Below are 15,390 nucleotides of genomic sequence, written 5' to 3'. Positions count from 1 at the left end.
CGGAGCCGGCCGGGATCGCCAGGTGCCCGGCACCGGCGGCCGGCCGGCTCCTCAGCTGTGCAGCCGTGCCCCGCAGTGCGGCCAGGGGCTCGTGCCCCGGCGCACGTACAGCTTCTTCGCGCGGTACGTCTGCTCCTCCGCCGGTGCGTCCTGCGGACGTCCGCTGCCGCCGAGGCTCTGCCAGGTGCGCGTGTCGAACTGGTACAGCCCCCCGTACGTCCCCGACGCGTCGACGGCGTGCGGCCGTCCGCCGGACTCGCAGGCGGCCAGGCCGCGCCAGTTGAGGCCGTCGGCGCCGTCGACGGAGGTGGGCCGGGGCTTGGTGCCGACCCGCACCGTCTGCCGGCGCGGCTCCCGCACCACCTCGGAGCGCTCCTGGACCGGTTTCTGCCGCACCCCGTTGACGGTGCGCAGCAGATAGGTGGTGCGCCGCAGCCCCGGCCGGCCGGGCCGGGAGACGACCTCGGTGCCCTTGAAGAGGGTGGGGTCGGCGGTCCGCTCGACGGCGAAGGGGATCTGCTCCTCGCGGACCTCCCGGGCACCGGTCACCCGCAGCACGGTGATCGTCTGCCCGTCCCGCGGGAAGCTGTCCGGCGGCACGGAGGTGGTGTCCTCGCCCGCGAGGGTGACCCCGGCCTCCTCGACGGCTTCGCCGACGGTGGCCGCGTTGGTGCGGATGGTGCGGGCGCGGCCGTCCGCCAGGACGGTGACCGCCCGCTCGGTGCGCACGTCGAGCGCGAGGCCGGCGCGTCCGATGCTCTGGGAGCGCGAGGCCGACAGGTAGGCGCCCTCCGCGCGCACGCCCAGCTCGTCCAGGGCGCCTTCCACCGTGTGTGCCGTCGTCCACACCTCGCGCCGCCGGCCGTCGAGCGTGAGCTGCACCGGGCGGCCGTAGCGCACCGCGACCGCGTCACCGCTGGCGAGCACCGCGCCGGGGGCGGGCGCGACCATGTCGTGCGCCCCTACCTTGACGCCCTCGTCGGCGAGCAGTTCGGTCACGTCGTCGGCGTAGGTGTGCAGGGTGCGCTGCTTGCCGTCGACGGTCAGCTCGATCGCCTTGTCCTTGGCGACGAACGCGGCGGTGCCGCCGGCCAGGAAGGCCACGACCAGTGCCTGCGGCAGCAGCCGGCGGACGGCGGACTCCGGGCGCTCGATGGAGCGCGCCCTGCGCCGGCGAGCGGCACGCCCGCGCGTCCCGGCGAGCTCGCCGTCCTCGCGCGCCCCCTCGGCCGACGCGCTGCCGGTCGCCGCGCTACCGGCCGACGCGCTCCCGGTCGACCCGCTTCCGGTCTGCCGCGGAAGCACCGGCTCGGTCACAGGGTCCTGAGCGGGCGCCGATGCCTGCGCCAACGCCTGCGCCACCATCTCGTACGCGGGCCGGTACGGGTCGTCGTACGCCACGGGGCGGGCGACGGTCTCCGCGTCGTGCACGCCCGGCCATCCGCCGCCGAAGGCGCCGTCCGGGGCGCTGTAGGGGCCGTACGCCGCATACGTCTCGTACTGCGAGTTGCTCACGCCGACGCTCCTGAGAGCCAGAGGGGTCCCGATTCGGGCCACCAGAACCTAGCGGAGCCCCGGTCACTCTCCAAAGCGGCACGACTACCCACGGTCGTGATCTGCCCTGAGCCGGGCGGGTGCGGACGTTATCGGCCGGTTACGATTGGCGTACTCTCAGTAATCGAAGGCGCGGGCGGTGTTCGCGCCCAGGGCGGTCGCCAGGGCGTCTTCGTCGATGCCGCGCACGGCGGCCATGGCGCGCACCGTGACCGGAACGAGATACGGGGCGTTGGGCCGTCCGCGGTACGGCGCCGGGGTCAGGAAGGGCGCGTCGGTCTCCACGAGGACCAGCTCCAGCGGGGCGACGGCGAGGGCGTCGCGCAGGTTCTGGGCGTTCTTGAAGGTGACGTTGCCGGCGAAGGACATGAAGTAGCCCTCGCGGGCGCAGACCGCGGCCATCTCGGCGTCGCCGGAGTAGCAGTGGAAGACGGTGCGCTCGGGCGCGCCCTCCTCCTTCAGCACGCGCAGCACGTCGGCGTGCGCGTCGCGGTCGTGGATGACGAGCGCCTTGCCGTGCCGCTTGGCGATCTCGATATGGGCCCGGAAGGACCGCTCCTGGGCCGCCTTGCCCTCGGGACCGGTGCGGAAGTAGTCCAGGCCCGTCTCGCCGACACCCTTCACCTGGGGCAGCCCGGCCAGCCGGTCGATCTCGGCGAGGGCCTCGTCCAGCGCGGCGTCGCCGCCGGGCCGGCGGGCGCCCTGCCGGGACCAGCCGTCGGGATCGCCGTGGACGATGCGCGGGGCCTCGTTGGGGTGCAGGGCGACGGCCGCGTGGACGCTCTCGTGGGCCGCCGCGGTCTCGGCGGCCCACCGTGAGCCCTTGATGTCGCAGCCGACCTGGACGACCGTCGTGACGCCCACCGAGGCGGCCTTCGCGAGGCCCTCCTCGACCGTGCCCGACTGCATGTCGAGGTGGGTGTGGGAGTCGGCGACGGGCACCCGGAGGGGCACCGGGAGCGGCGGGGCCGCGTTCTTGTCGTCCTTGGAGCTCTGGCCGGCGTTCGAAGGCATGCCCCGATCCTACGAAAGGCGCTGCCCTCGGCCGCGGGCGTCTTCCCCGCGCCCAGGCCGGGCGGACGCCTCAGCCGGCCTTGCGGTGGAAGGCGTGCAGGAGGTCGGACAGATGCCAGTGGTGGTGCTCCCCGGTCCCGGCGCCCTGCGCCGGCACCTCCGGCGCCTCGACGGGTCCGGCCTGCGGTGCCTGGTGGCGACGGCCCTCGGCCGCGCTGCGCACCGACGACACCTGCCCCGCGCGCATGATGCGCACCACATGGCCGTCGCAGTTCTGGCAGTTGGGCCGGCTCAGCGGCGACGGCACGATCTCGCCGTCGGCCACGTACAGCACGAACTCGTGCCCGTCGGCGTCCGTGTGGTGCTCTATCTCGTACGACTGCTCCCAGCCGTGTCCGCATCGCATGCACGCGAACGAGTACGACTCGTGAACGACGGCGGTGGCCGTACCGCGGAGGCCGGTCTGCCCTGCGATCTCACTCATGCCAGCTCCTCTTGTCCGCTGGACAAGCACCCCGGCGCAGCGGTTCCCGAAATCCGCCGGGGCGAGGGACGGGTGCGTCCCTTCGACCAGTGGACGCCTCTGCCGGCGTGAATGCATCAGGCCTGTCGAGTGTTGGATGCGTTTTGGACGTCCCTTGCCAAAAAGCCCCGTTCACCCCTGTTGGGCTTTGCTTTCGGCGACAGCCTTTTGCCCTCCCATGGGCCGCCCGCTCAACCGAGAACGCCCCTGCTCAGAGGCGGTTTTCCGGTAGGCGCGGAAACCCCGCCGGAGGGGGCGCGCGGGCTCATTCCGCGGCGCGTTTGGCGGCGACCACGGCGTCGAAGACGACGCGCTTCGGCACTCCCGCCTCGGCCGCCACGGCCGCGATCGCCTCCTTGCGGCGCTCCCCGGCCTCCTCCCGCACCCGCACCCGGCGGACCAGTTCCTCGGCGCCCAGTTCCTCGGGGCCGGCCTCCGGGGCGCCCTCGACCACGACGGTGATCTCCCCGCGCACGCCCTGTGCGGCCCACTCGGCCAGCTCGGCCAGCGGACCGCGCCGTACCTCCTCGTACGTCTTGGTCAGCTCGCGGCAGACGGCGGCCCGGCGGTCCGGGCCGAACACCTCGGCCATGGCGGCGAGGGTGTCGTCGAGCCGGTGCGGGGCCTCGAAGTAGACCAGGGTGCGCCGTTCACCGGCCACCTCCCGCAGCCGGGACAGCCGCTCCCCCGCCTTGCGCGGCAGGAAGCCCTCGAAGCAGAACCGGTCGACGGGCAGCCCGGACAGGGCGAGCGCGGTGAGCACGGCGGACGGCCCGGGGACGGCGGTGACCTTGATGTCCTTCTCCACGGCGGCGGCGACCAGCCGGTAGCCGGGGTCGGAGACCGACGGCATGCCCGCGTCGGTGACCAGGAGGACGCGCGCTCCGCCGAGCAGTTCCTCGACCAGCTCCGGGGTGCGGGCGGATTCGTTGCCCTCGAAGTACGACACGACGCGGCCCTTGGGGGTGATGCCCAGCGCCTGGGTGAGCCGGCGCAGCCGCCGGGTGTCCTCGGCGGCGACGACGTCGGCGCCGGACAGCTCCTCGGCCAGCCGGGGCGGCGCGTCCGCGATGTCGCCGATGGGGGTTCCTGCGAGGACAAGGGTTCCAGTCACACCCCCATCCTCCCAGGGCCGCCGTGGCGGCACGCACCCGCTGCGGCGGGCGCCGGTCCGGGGAAGGAACACGCGCGCGCGTGGCCGGTAGGGCACATGCACGGGACTCGCACAGAACGGTTCCCTACGATGGCGCGGTGACCAGTACCGCGTCCTCCATGGACCTCCGGCAGGGCCGGGCACCGCACGACCGGCGGCCGTCGTGGCAGCAGCGGCTGCGCCGATTCGGCTACGCGCCGGCCGCGGACGCGCCCGCGGGCGACGTGCGCGACCGGCTGGTGCCGCCGTACGCCGAGCCGAGCCCCCGGCTGTGGCGGGCGCTCGGGGTGCCGCCGGTCCTGGCCGAGCGGATCACCCGGTGGTCGGGCTGGGGCGGGCCGCTGCTGGTGACGCTGATGGCGGGCCTGATGCGGTTCTGGAACCTGGGCAGCCCGCGTGCGGTGATATTCGACGAGACCTACTACGCCAAGGACGCCTGGGCGCTCGTCCACCGCGGCTTCGAGGTCAACTGGGACAAGAACGCCAACAATCTGGTCCTCCAGACCCACGGCCATCTCGCGGTGCCGACGGACGCGGCGTACGTCGTGCATCCGCCGGTCGGCAAGTACGTCATCGGGCTGGGCGAGCTGATGTTCGGGTTCAACCCGTTCGGCTGGCGGTTCATGACGGCGCTGCTGGGCACGTTGAGCGTGCTGCTGCTGTGCCGGATCGGGCGCCGGATGTTCCGCTCGACGTTCCTCGGCTGTCTGGCGGGCGCGCTGATGGCGGTGGACGGGCTGCACTTCGTGATGAGCCGCACCTCGCTGCTCGACGGGGTGCTGATGTTCTTCGTGGTGGCGGCGTTCGGCTGTCTGATCGTCGACCGGGACCGGTCGCGGGCGCGGCTCGCGGCCGCGCTGCCCGCCGGGCCGGACGGCCGGGTCCGCCCGGACGCGGCCGTGGCGGACGGTTTCCGTTTCGGGCTGCGGCCCTGGCGCTGGGGAGCCGGCCTGATGCTGGGCCTGGCCTGCGGCACGAAGTGGAACGGCCTGTACATCCTGGCGGCGTTCTGTGTGATGGCGGTGCTGTGGGACGTGGGCGCCCGCAAGGTGGCCGGTGCCCGTCACCCGTATGCCGCAGCTCTCAAGTACGACACCGGCATCACCTTCCTGGCGACGGTTCCGGTGGCGATCGCCGTCTACCTGGCCTCCTGGACCGGCTGGATCCTTTCCCCCACCGACGGCAGCGGCGGCTACTTCCGCAACTGGGCGGCCACCGACGGCAAGGGCGGCAGCTGGACCTTCCTGCCGGACTGGCTGCGCAGCCTGTGGCACTACGAGCACGAGGTGTACGAGTTCCACGTCGGCCTGACGTCCCCGCACACGTACCAGTCCAACCCGTGGAGCTGGATCGTGCTGGGCCGCCCGGTGTCGTACTTCTACGAGTCGCCCAACCCCGGCGCCGACGGCTGCCCGGCCGACGCCGGCCAGAAGTGCGCGCGCGAGGTGCTGGCGATCGGTACGCCGCTGCTGTGGTGGGCGGCGTGTTTCGCGATCCTGTACGTGCTGTGGCGCTGGGCGTTCCGCCGCGACTGGCGGGCCGGCGCCATCGCCTGCGCGATCGCGGCCGGCTATCTGCCGTGGTTCCTGTACCAGGAGCGGACGATCTTCCTCTTCTACGCGGTCGTCTTCCTGCCGTTCCTGTGTCTGGCGGTGGCGATGATGATCGGCGCGATCGTCGGCCCCCCGGGCTCCAGCGACACCCGCCGGGTGATCGGCGCGTCGACGGCGGGCGTCCTGGTCCTGCTGATCGCCTGGAACTTCATCTACTTCTGGCCCCTGTACACCGGCACGGCCATCCCGATCGACCAGTGGCGGTCGCGGATGTGGCTGGATACCTGGGTCTGAACGCACGCGCGACACGCGCGAGTCCGATCACAGTTTGAGCAACTTCGGTCACAGCGGCTCCACAAGCGCATACCGTGCCTCACGGCAACCTTCTTGAACGCGTTCAAGACCGGACGCGGCGGGTTCTACGGGGAGACGGGGGTGCGCGGATGCGCAGTGGGGTGAAGGGTGCGCTCATCGGGAGTGTGTGCGCCGTGGTGCTGGGGGGGTGCGGGTACGGCGCCTACAACGTGCTGTCCGTGCTCGGCGGTGACGGCGGGACGGGTGGTGGCCCGGAGACCAAGTCGGCGCCCGTGCGGACCGGTCCGCCGAGCGACACCGAGGTGAAGCAGGCGACCGGCGCCTTCTTCGCCGCCTGGCAGAAGGGCGACGCGGCGAGCGCGGCGTCGTACACGAACTACCCGCAGGCGGCCGAGGAGCTGCTGACGGCCTATCACCGGGACGCGCACATCGGCCAGGTGCACATCACCCCGGGCACCCCGACGGGCAGCACGGTGCCTTTCACGGTCGAGGCAACGGTGTCGTACGGCGGAACGTCGCACGCGCTGTCGTACCGGAGCAGCCTGACCGTCGTCCGCGGCGAGACCTCGCACCGCGCGCTGGTGGACTGGCAGCCGTCCCTGGTGCATCCGCGGCTGAAGAAGGGCGACACGCTGGTCACCGGCACGTCGGCCACCGCGCCGATCCAGGCGGTGGACCGTGACGGCGCCGTCCTGACGAAGGAGAAGTACCCCTCGCTCGGGCCGATCCTGGACGAGCTGCGCAAGCGGTACGGCGACAAGGCGGGCGGCCGGGCCGGTGTGGAGCTGGTGATCCGCCATGAGGGCAGCGCGCCCGACACCTCGCTCCTGACGCTCGCCAAGGGCCGCCCGGGCAAGCTGCGCACCACGCTGAGCGCGAGCGCCCAGGCGGCGGCCGAGAAGGCCGTCGGCACGTACGGCGAGTCCTCCGTGGTCGCGGTCAAGCCGAGCACCGGCGAGATCCTCGCCGTCGCCAACAACCGCGCGGACGGCTTCAACGCGGCCTTCCTCGGCGAACGCGCCCCCGGCTCCACCATGAAGATCATCAGCGCGGCGACCCTCATCGACACCGGGCTGACCACGGCGAACGGCTCCGCGCCCTGCCCGGACACGGCCGTGTGGCAGAGCCAGACCTTCCACAACCTCAAGGGCATGGCGCCCAACGAGAAGGCCACCCTCTCGGAGGACTTCGCCCGCTCCTGCAACACGGCGTTCGTGAAGTTCGCGGACTCGGTGAAGGTCGACTCCCTCACCCAGGAGGCCGAACAGCGGTTCGGGATCGGCAACGACTGGCAGGTGGGCGTGCCGACCTTCGACGGCCGGGTCCCGGCCTCCGGCGGCCCGGACACCGCGGCCAATCTCATCGGCCAGGGCCAGGTCCAGATGAACCCCCTGAACATGGCCTCCGTGACGGCGACCGCGATGACCGGCACGTTCCGCCAGCCGGTGATCGTGCCGCTGCAGCTGGACGGCCGCACACCGGCACACGCGCGTGGGCTGTCGGCGGCCACGGTCGCGCAGCTGCGCGGCATGATGAGCCGCACCGCGCACAGCGGCACGGCGGCCGGCGTGATGGCCGGGCTGGGCGGGGACATCGGCGCGAAGACCGGTTCGGCGGAGGTCGACGGCGAGGCGAAGTCCGACAGCTGGTTCGCCGGTTACCGGGGCGACGTGGCGGCCGCGGCGATGGTCCAGGACGGCGGCCACGGCATCGACGCGGCCGGTCCGATTGTCGCAAGCGTGCTACGGAATGCCCGCTGACATCACCCGCCGAGGCAGGGACTTTAAGGTGATTGCCGTCGTTGGGGACGGTGAGGGCTGCGGGGACCCTGGGGAAGTGGCGGAGGAATCGAGACCGTGGGCAAGAGAAGGCGCGTCGCCGAGCGACGGAAGACCCGGCCTGCCGTGCTCGGCGGGGTGCTCGCCGTGGTCGTCGGCGGCGCCGGGTTGGGTGTCTACGCGCTGACCGGCGGTGGCGCGGCGGCCGACGAGCAGACGTCCGCCACGGCCGACCACAAGGCCGTCGTCAAGACCGGCCCGCTCAGCGCTGCCGAGGTGCGCACGGCCGCGAGCCGCTTCCTGACCGCCTGGCAGCAGGGCCGGGTCACCGAGGCGGCGGCCGCCACCGACGACCCGTCGGCGGCCGCCTCCCTGCTCACCGGCTACACCAAGGACGCCCGCCTGAAGGACGTCACGCTCACCCCGGGCCGGGCCACGGGCGCGAAGGTGCCGTTCTCCGTGAAGGCGACGGTGGCGTACCACAAGCTCGGCAAGCCGCTGGCCTACGGCAGTTCGCTCACCGTCGTACGGCGGCCGAGCGACGGCCGGCCGCTGGTCGACTGGCACTCCGCCGTCGTCCACCCGGACCTGAAGGACGGCGACACCCTCGTCACCGGCGAGTCCGGCACCCCGCCGGTCAAGGCCATGGACCGCGACGGCGGCGAGCTGACGGCCGCCAAGTACCCGTCGCTGGGCACGGTCCTGGACGGCCTGCGGGACAAGTACGGCAAGACGGCCGGCGGCAAGGCGGGCGTGGAGCTGCGCGTGGTGCGCGGCACGGCGTCCCGCAAGGCCGGGCTGTCCGACAGAACGCTGCTGGAGCTGAGCAAGGGCACGCCGGGCACGGTGCGGACCACGCTGAGTCCGTCCCTCCAGGCGGCGGCCGAGCAGCAGGTCGGCCGGCGCGCGCGTGCCTCGGTGGTCGTGCTGCGGCCCTCGACCGGTGAGATCCTCGCGGTCGCCAACAGCGGGCACGGCTTCAACGTCGGCTTCCAGGGCTCGCTCGCGCCCGGCTCCACGATGAAGATCGTCACCTCGACCATGCTGTTCGAGAAGGGGCTGGTCACCGCGGACGCGTCGCATCCGTGCCCCAAGAAGTACAAGCTGGCCGGCTGGACGTTCCACAACGACGACGGCTCGGAGATCAAGAAGGGCACGTTCAAGCAGAGCTTCGGCGCGTCCTGCAACAACGCCTTCATCGACTTCGCGCCGAAGCTGTCCGACCGCGACCTGACCCAGGAGGCGCAGCAGGTCTACGGCCTCGGCATGAACAACTGGGCCATCGGCGTGCCCTCCTTCGACGGCGCCGTGCCGGTGCAGAGCGGCGCGCAGATGGGTGCCTCGCTGATCGGGCAGGGCGGGGTGCGGATGAACCCGCTGAACATGGCCTCGGTGTCGGCCACGGTCGAGTCGGGCGCCTTCCACCAGCCGTACCTGGTGTCGCCCTCGGTGGACCACCGGACCCTGGCGAAGGCCACGCGCACCATGGCGTCGAAGGTCCGGTCCCAGCTGAAGGAGGTCATGCGGTTCACGGCGGACTACGGCACGGCCGCCAAGGCGATGGCGGGCATGAGCGGGGACTACGGCGCCAAGACGGGCTCCGCCGAGGTGGACGGCCAGCAGAAGCCGAACGGCTGGTTCACCGCCTACCGCGGCGATCTCGCCGCCGCGGGCGTGGTCCAGGCGGGCGGTCACGGCGGTGACACGGCCGGCCCGATCGTGGCGGCCCTGCTGAAGATGGGCGGCTGACGGGACCCGTAGGGCCCGGCCGCTCAGCCCCGTACGGGTTCCGCGGTGTAGGTGCGGCGCAGGAACCTGAGCAGCGTCTTGGACTCGAACTGCACCACCTCCACGCCGTGGTCGGAGTGGAACTCCACCACGGCCTGGACGCGCCCGCACGGCCACACCCGTACGTCACCGCTCTCGGCCGGCGACCTCAGTCCCCGTTCCAGCAGGGCGCGCGAGAAGGTCCACTCGTGCGGTCCCGGCAGGCCGACCCGGACGGACCGGGGATCCGCGTCGGGGTCGTACCGCAGCACTACGGGTACGGCCCCCGGGTCCTCCTCGTCCGTGACGATATGGGCGCGTGCGTACTGTTCGACCACAGACATCGGACCGCCCTCTCACGCTGAGTGACCTATGCGAAAGCTGTTCATCCGCTTCCCCTCCAATGTCGCACATTTTCCGGTTCGCGCCCCGGTGGGAGACGAGACTTTGTCTCTCTTGCAAAGGATTCGCAACAAGGCCCTAAAATCAAACGGTGCATGTACCTGACGGATTCATCGACGCCCCGACCTCGGCGGTCACCGCAGTGGTCGCCGCCGGCGCCCTCGCGGTGAGCCTGCGCGGCGCCCGCCGAGAACTCGACGAGAAGGCGGGCCCGCTGGCGGGCCTGGTGGCGGCGTTCATCTTCGCCGTACAGATGCTCAACTTCCCCGTCGCGGCGGGAACAAGCGGCCATCTGCTGGGCGGTGCGCTCGCGGCAATCCTGGTGGGGCCTTACACGGGCGTGCTGTGCGTGTCCATCGTGCTGCTCATGCAGGGCGTGCTGTTCGCGGACGGCGGGCTCACCGCGCTCGGCGTGAACATCACCGACATGGCGCTCGTCACCACGGTCGTCTCGTACGCCGTCTTCCGCGCCCTGCTGGCCGTGCTGCCCCGCAAGCGGCGCTCGGTGACCATCGCCTCCTTCGTCGCCGCCCTGGTGTCCGTGCCGGCCGCGGCGGTCGCCTTCACGCTGATCTACGCCGTGGGCGGCACCACCGACGTCTCCCTCGGCAAGGTCGCCACCGCGATGATCGGTGTGCATGTGCTGATCGGCATCGGCGAGGCGGTCATCACCGCGCTCACCGTGAGCGCCGTCATCGCCGTACGCCCGGACCTGGTGCACGGCGCGCGCGGACTGCGGCAGCGGCTCAAGCTGCGCGTGAACGGCGCACTCGTGGAGGCTCCGGCGCCCACCGCGCCGGTCGCGGCGCGCACCTCGCGGCGCGCACTGTGGATGTCCGGTCTCCTCGCCTCCCTCGTCCTCGCCGGCTTCGTCAGCTTCTACGCCTCCGCGAACCCCGACGGCCTGGAGAAGGTCGCGCACGACAAGGGGATCGACAAGGCCGAGCGGCAGCACGCGGCCGCCGACTCCCCGCTCGCCGGCTACGGCGTCAAGGACATCTCCGACGCCCGGCTGTCCGGCGGTCTCGCGGGCGTGATCGGCGTCGGGGTCACCGTCGTCGCGGGCAGCGCGGTGTTCTGGGCCCTGCGCAGGCGCCGCACCGAGGACGTCTCCCCCGTGAACACGAGCGTCTGAGATGGGCGCCGGACACGCGCACAGGCTCTACCGGCACGGGCACTCGCCGGTGCACGGCCTGCCCCCGCACACCAAGCTCGCCGCCGCGTTCCTGTTCGTGGTGGTCGTGGTCGCGACCCCGCGCGAGGCGATGTGGGCGTTCGCCGGGTACGCCGTGCTGCTGGCGGCGGTCGCGCACCACGCGCGTGTGCCCGCCGGTTTCCTGCTCCGGCGGCTGCTCATCGAGGTGCCGTTCGTCGCGTTCGCGGTGCTGATGCCGTTCGTGGCGGAGGGCGAGCGGGTGCAGGTGCTGGGTCTCTCGCCGAGCGTGAGCGGGCTGTGGGGCGCCTGGAACGTGCTCGCCAAGGGCACGCTGGGCGTCGCCGCCTCGGTGCTGCTGGCCGCCACCACCGAGCTGCGCGAACTGCTGCTCGGGCTCCAGCGGCTGAAGCTGCCGCCGCTGCTCGTGCAGATCGCCTCCTTCATGATCCGCTACGGCGACGTCATCACCGACGAGATGCGCCGGATGCGGATCGCCCGTGAGTCGCGCGGCTTCGAGGCGCGGGGCGTGCGGCACTGGGGCGTGCTCGCCAAGTCCGCCGGCGCGCTGTTCATCCGCTCCTACGAGCGGGGGGAGCGCGTGCATCTGGCCATGATGAGCCGGGGGTACGCCGGTGCGATGCCGGTCATCGACGAGGTGACCGCGTCCCGCGCCGAGTGGCGCCGCGCGCTCGCCCTGCCCTGCGCCGCCTTCGTCGTCTGTCTCCTGGGATGGGTTCTGTGACACCTTCACTGGAAGTGGCCGGACTGGCCTTCGCCTACCCGGACGGGCACCAGGCCCTGTTCGGCGTCGACTTCTCCCTCGCGCGCGGCGAACGGGTCGCGCTGCTCGGCCCCAACGGCGCCGGCAAGACCACCCTCGTGCTGCACCTCAACGGCATCCTGGGCGGCGGCACCGGCACGGTGACCGTGGCCGGGCTGCCGGTCGACCGAGAGCACATGGCGACCATCCGGCAGAAGGTCGGCATCGTCTTCCAGGACCCGGACGACCAGCTGTTCATGCCGACCGTGCGGGAGGACGTGGCCTTCGGACCGGCCGCCGCCGGGATCAGGGGCGCGGCCCTGGAGGAGCGCGTACGGCACGCCCTGGAGCGGGTCGGCATGCAGGACTTCGCCGACCGGCCGCCGCACCATCTTTCCTTCGGCCAGCGCCGGCGCGTCGCGGTGGCCACCGTGCTCGCCATGGAGCCGGAGATCCTGGTCCTGGACGAGCCCTCCTCCAACCTCGACCCGGCCTCCCGCCGCGAACTCGCCGACATCCTGCGCTCCCTGGACGTCACGGTCCTCATGGTCACCCACGACCTGCCGTACGCCCTGGAACTCTGCCCCCGCTCGCTGATCCTCAGCGACGGCGTGATCGCAGCGGACGGCCCCACGAGCGCGCTCCTCTCCGACGACGAGCTGATGCGAGCCCATCGCCTGGAGCTGCCGTTCGGCTTCGACCCGCGTGCGGTGACGCCGGCGCAGGGTTAGGCGGGGGCGCTGGGGCGGGTCCGGGAGAATGGGGGGTGTGACGCGACATGAGGACCGAGCCGAGCATGGGGCCGCGGGGTCGCTGCTGCTGGACGACCAGCTGTGCTTCGCGCTGTACGCCGCGCAGCGTGCCGTGACCGCCGCCTACCGTCCGCTGCTGGACGATCTCGGGCTCACCTACCCGCAGTACCTCGTGCTGCTGGTGCTGTGGGAGCGCGGCGAGACCAGCGTGAAGGATCTGGCGCGCGCCCTCCGCCTGGACTACGGCACCGTCTCCCCGCTGCTGAAGCGGCTGGAGGCGGCGGGGCTGGTGCGCAGGGAGCGCGCGGCGGGTGACGAGCGCTCGGTGCTGGTCGCGTGCACCGGGCGCGGGGAGGAGCTCCGGGAGCGCGCGGCGCGTGTGCCGGGCACCCTGCTCACCACCACGGGGCTCGACGCCCAGGGGGTCGCCCGGTTGCGCGAGGAGCTGTGGCGGCTCACCGAGCGCGCCGACGCGGCGGCCGACCGGCACTGATTCCCTTACCGGTACTGACCCCGCGTTACCCGCGGTTGCCCCACCCCTGGACAGCGCAACGGACCTACCGGCCAGTACCTTGTGCACGATGTACTTGTGCGCCACTTGTTCCGGGGGAGGCCGGCCATGACCGAGGACACCACTGTCGACACGCGCCCGTCGAAGATCGTCTACGTGGCCGAGGCCACCGCGCACGGCGGCCGGGACGGCTATGTCACCAGCCACGACGGCCGGCTGGAGCTGAAGGTCGCGATGCCCCCGGAGCTGGGCGGCGACGGCAACGGCACCAACCCGGAGCAGCTCTTCGCGGCCGGCTACGCCTCCTGCTTCCACAACGCGCTGATCCTCGTCGGCAACCGCGCGGGGTACGACCTGACCGGCTCCACCGTCGCCGCGAAGGTCGGCATCGGCCCGAACCGGCACCGCGGCTACGGCCTCGCGGCCGCCCTCAGCGTCTCCCTGCCGGTGCTGGACCGGGAGCTGGCGGCCCGACTGGTGGACGCGGCCCACGAGGTGTGCCCGTACTCGAACGCGACGCGCGGCAACATCGATGTAACGATTCTGTTGGGCTGACCACACCAAGGAATCGCAGGCGTCCGGCCGCTGTTGCACGCACTGTCGCAGGCGAATCGAAGGGACGGCGGGCGTGGACGTGAACGGCACTGTGGCCGAGGGCTTCGAGCCGGTCAGGGAGGCGTTCGCAGCGAACTTCGCGCTGCTCGGGGAGCGCGGCGCCGCCGTGGCGGTGTACCGCGACGGACACAAGGTCGTGGACCTGTGGGCCGGGACCAAGGATGTCGACGGAGGGGACGCCGCCGCCTGGGAGGCCGGGACGGCGCAGATCGTGCGCTCCGCCACCAAGGGCATCGCCGCCGCCGCGCTGCTGCTCCTGCACCAGCGCGGCGAGCTGGACCTGGACGCGCCGGTCGGCTCCTACTGGCCCGAGTACAAGGCCGCCGGCAAGGAGCACACGCGCGTACGGCACCTGCTCGCGCACCGCGCGGGCGTGCCGGTGCTGGACCGCCCGCTGACCCCGGCCGAGGCCGCCGACCCCGACCTCGGCGCCGCCGCGATCGCCGCCCAGGCGCCGGTGTGGGAGCCGGGCACCGAGCACGGCTACCACGCCCAGACCTACAGCTGGCTCACCGGCGAACTGGCCCGGCGCGTCACCGGCCGCCCGGTCGGCGAGTGGATCGCGGAGGAGATCGCCCGCCCGGTCGGCGCCGACCTGTGGCTGGGCCTGCCGGAGTCGGAGCACGCGCGCGTGGGCCGCGTGGGCCCGGTGGAGGGGCCGGAGAGCACCGGTGCCCTGAAGACCCGGCCCAAGCGGGCGGTGACCGAGGCCTACGCCGACCCGGACTCGCTGACCCGCCGCGCCTTCGCCGCGATCACCCCGCTCCCGGACGAGAACGCGCCCGCCTACCGGGCCGCCGCCCTGCCCGCCTCCAACGGCATCGCGACCGCGGACGGCCTGGCCCGCTTCTACGCCTCGCTCATCGGCGAGGTGGACGGCGGCAGCCGCCTGTTCACCCCGGAAACCATGGAGCTGGCCCGCTCCGAGCAGTCCGCCGGAGCGGACCGGGTGCTGGTGGTCGGCACCCGGTTCGGGCTCGGCTACATGCTGCACGGCAGCGCGTCACCGCTGCTGTCCCCCGGCTCCTTCGGCCATCCGGGGCGCGGCGGCGCGCTGGCGTTCGCCGACCCGGAGACGGGCGTCTCCTTCGGCTATGTCACCAACGGCTTCCGGAAGAGCGTGACGGCGGACCCGAGGGCCCAGGCGCTGGTGCGCGCCCTGCGCACGGCGCTGGCGCAGGCGTAGGCGTAGGCGCAGGCGTAGACGTCACACGTTGATCGGGTGCGAGGTCCGGCCCGACGCCGTGTCGATCTCTTCGTGTGCCTTGGTCAGCAGCTGCATGGCCAGTTCGTTGAGCGCGCGGGCGCCGGCTATCTCCTCGCCGACCCGGGGCTGGTTGGCGTCGATCCGGTGCCGGCTGGCGCGGCCGTGTGCCCGTACCTCGCTGCCGTCGGGCAGACGCACCATGGCGACCGCGCGCGTGTGCTGATCGTCCTCCATGAACTCCAGCTCGACGTGCCATCCCACAGCGGTGTGCATCATGTCGACCACCTCCGAGAACCACTGCTTCCAGGGTGCGCCTCTACCCCCTGCCCG

15 protein-coding genes are annotated in these 15,390 nt (G+C 72.5%); 9 read left to right on the top strand and 6 right to left on the bottom strand.

Annotation, left to right across the window (positions count from 1 at the left end; all coding sequences use genetic code 11):
* Positions 1 to 51 precede the first annotated feature (51 nt).
* The 4 genes from ACWCV9_RS27945 to rsmI form a co-directional block, all read right to left on the bottom strand.
* Positions 52 to 1,515, bottom strand: coding sequence for a ubiquitin-like domain-containing protein (locus tag ACWCV9_RS27945; protein WP_450790615.1), 1,464 nt, complete (start codon positions 1,513 to 1,515; stop codon positions 52 to 54).
* A 156-nt stretch (positions 1,516 to 1,671) separates the two neighbouring features.
* Positions 1,672 to 2,568, bottom strand: a complete 897-nt coding sequence (locus tag ACWCV9_RS27940; protein ID WP_450790613.1) for a TatD family hydrolase — start codon at positions 2,566 to 2,568, stop codon at positions 1,672 to 1,674.
* Positions 2,569 to 2,638: 70 nt separating this feature from the next.
* A complete protein-coding gene (locus tag ACWCV9_RS27935; RefSeq protein ID WP_450790611.1) occupies positions 2,639 to 3,052 on the bottom strand; it encodes a hypothetical protein in 414 nt (137 codons plus the stop codon).
* 304 nt (positions 3,053 to 3,356) lie between these two features.
* Complete coding sequence (gene rsmI / locus ACWCV9_RS27930; protein WP_450790609.1) at positions 3,357 to 4,205, bottom strand: 16S rRNA (cytidine(1402)-2'-O)-methyltransferase; 849 nt, start codon at positions 4,203 to 4,205, stop codon at positions 3,357 to 3,359.
* 137 nt (positions 4,206 to 4,342) lie between these two features.
* Here rsmI and ACWCV9_RS27925 point away from each other — a divergent pair, with 137 nt between their 5' ends.
* From ACWCV9_RS27925 to ACWCV9_RS27915, 3 genes are all read left to right on the top strand, one after another.
* The gene (locus ACWCV9_RS27925; protein ID WP_450790608.1) at positions 4,343 to 6,091 is read left to right on the top strand and encodes a dolichyl-phosphate-mannose--protein mannosyltransferase; all 1,749 of its coding nucleotides are present in this window, start codon (positions 4,343 to 4,345) and stop codon (positions 6,089 to 6,091) included.
* A gap of 149 nt (positions 6,092 to 6,240) precedes the next feature.
* Complete coding sequence (locus ACWCV9_RS27920; protein WP_450790606.1) at positions 6,241 to 7,872, top strand: penicillin-binding transpeptidase domain-containing protein; 1,632 nt, start codon at positions 6,241 to 6,243, stop codon at positions 7,870 to 7,872.
* Positions 7,873 to 7,968: 96 nt separating this feature from the next.
* Complete coding sequence (locus tag ACWCV9_RS27915; RefSeq protein WP_450790604.1) at positions 7,969 to 9,639, top strand: penicillin-binding transpeptidase domain-containing protein; 1,671 nt, start codon at positions 7,969 to 7,971, stop codon at positions 9,637 to 9,639.
* Positions 9,640 to 9,662: 23 nt separating this feature from the next.
* Here the strand turns inward: ACWCV9_RS27915 and ACWCV9_RS27910 are convergent, their stop codons facing one another.
* Complete coding sequence (locus tag ACWCV9_RS27910) at positions 9,663 to 10,001, bottom strand: SsgA family sporulation/cell division regulator (RefSeq protein WP_450790602.1); 339 nt, start codon at positions 9,999 to 10,001, stop codon at positions 9,663 to 9,665.
* A 149-nt stretch (positions 10,002 to 10,150) separates the two neighbouring features.
* Between ACWCV9_RS27910 and ACWCV9_RS27905 the strand changes: the two genes are divergently transcribed.
* The 6 genes from ACWCV9_RS27905 (at position 10,151) to ACWCV9_RS27880 (ending at position 15,039) form a co-directional block, all read left to right on the top strand.
* Complete coding sequence (locus ACWCV9_RS27905) at positions 10,151 to 11,194, top strand: energy-coupling factor ABC transporter permease (RefSeq protein WP_450790600.1); 1,044 nt, start codon at positions 10,151 to 10,153, stop codon at positions 11,192 to 11,194.
* A gap of 1 nt (position 11,195) precedes the next feature.
* Positions 11,196 to 11,957: a cobalt ECF transporter T component CbiQ gene (cbiQ, locus tag ACWCV9_RS27900; protein WP_450790599.1), complete on the top strand. Its 762-nt coding sequence runs from the start codon at positions 11,196 to 11,198 to the stop codon at positions 11,955 to 11,957.
* On the top strand, positions 11,945 to 12,706 hold the full coding sequence (locus ACWCV9_RS27895) for an energy-coupling factor ABC transporter ATP-binding protein (RefSeq protein WP_450790597.1): 762 nt from the start codon (positions 11,945 to 11,947) through the stop codon (positions 12,704 to 12,706). The genes cbiQ and ACWCV9_RS27895 overlap by 13 nt, the downstream gene beginning before the upstream one ends.
* A gap of 28 nt (positions 12,707 to 12,734) precedes the next feature.
* Positions 12,735 to 13,220 carry a MarR family winged helix-turn-helix transcriptional regulator gene (locus ACWCV9_RS27890; RefSeq protein WP_450790595.1) on the top strand — a complete coding sequence of 162 codons (486 nt, stop codon included), beginning with the start codon at positions 12,735 to 12,737 and terminating at the stop codon, positions 13,218 to 13,220.
* A 126-nt stretch (positions 13,221 to 13,346) separates the two neighbouring features.
* Positions 13,347 to 13,793, top strand: coding sequence for an organic hydroperoxide resistance protein (locus ACWCV9_RS27885; RefSeq protein WP_385844985.1), 447 nt, complete (start codon positions 13,347 to 13,349; stop codon positions 13,791 to 13,793).
* A 73-nt stretch (positions 13,794 to 13,866) separates the two neighbouring features.
* A complete protein-coding gene (locus tag ACWCV9_RS27880) occupies positions 13,867 to 15,039 on the top strand; it encodes a serine hydrolase domain-containing protein (protein WP_450790594.1) in 1,173 nt (390 codons plus the stop codon).
* A 21-nt stretch (positions 15,040 to 15,060) separates the two neighbouring features.
* Here the strand turns inward: ACWCV9_RS27880 and ACWCV9_RS27875 are convergent, their stop codons facing one another.
* On the bottom strand, positions 15,061 to 15,336 hold the full coding sequence (locus tag ACWCV9_RS27875; RefSeq protein ID WP_450790592.1) for a DUF1876 domain-containing protein: 276 nt from the start codon (positions 15,334 to 15,336) through the stop codon (positions 15,061 to 15,063).
* Positions 15,337 to 15,390: the final 54 nt, after the last annotated feature.

The sequence above is a fragment of the Streptomyces sp. NPDC001606 genome, assembly GCF_053596835.1.
The sequence above is the reverse complement of the archived record's forward strand: the minus strand, read 5'-3'. Positions and strand labels throughout refer to the sequence as shown.

Bases quoted from the DNA above. Each gene is read 5' to 3' on its own strand.
- ACWCV9_RS27885 (WP_385844985.1), top strand. From the start codon at position 13,347: ATGACCGAGGACACCACTGTCGACACGCGCCCGTCGAAGATCGTCTAC.
- ACWCV9_RS27910 (WP_450790602.1), bottom strand. From the start codon at position 10,001: ATGTCTGTGGTCGAACAGTACGCACGCGCCCATATCGTCACGGACGAG.
- ACWCV9_RS27890 (WP_450790595.1), top strand. From the start codon at position 12,735: ATGGGGGGTGTGACGCGACATGAGGACCGAGCCGAGCATGGGGCCGCG.
- ACWCV9_RS27940 (WP_450790613.1), bottom strand. From the start codon at position 2,568: ATGCCTTCGAACGCCGGCCAGAGCTCCAAGGACGACAAGAACGCGGCC.
- cbiQ (WP_450790599.1), top strand. From the start codon at position 11,196: ATGGGCGCCGGACACGCGCACAGGCTCTACCGGCACGGGCACTCGCCG.
- ACWCV9_RS27935 (WP_450790611.1), bottom strand. From the start codon at position 3,052: ATGAGTGAGATCGCAGGGCAGACCGGCCTCCGCGGTACGGCCACCGCC.
- ACWCV9_RS27875 (WP_450790592.1), bottom strand. From the start codon at position 15,336: ATGATGCACACCGCTGTGGGATGGCACGTCGAGCTGGAGTTCATGGAG.
- ACWCV9_RS27895 (WP_450790597.1), top strand. From the start codon at position 11,945: ATGGGTTCTGTGACACCTTCACTGGAAGTGGCCGGACTGGCCTTCGCC.
- ACWCV9_RS27920 (WP_450790606.1), top strand. From the start codon at position 6,241: ATGCGCAGTGGGGTGAAGGGTGCGCTCATCGGGAGTGTGTGCGCCGTG.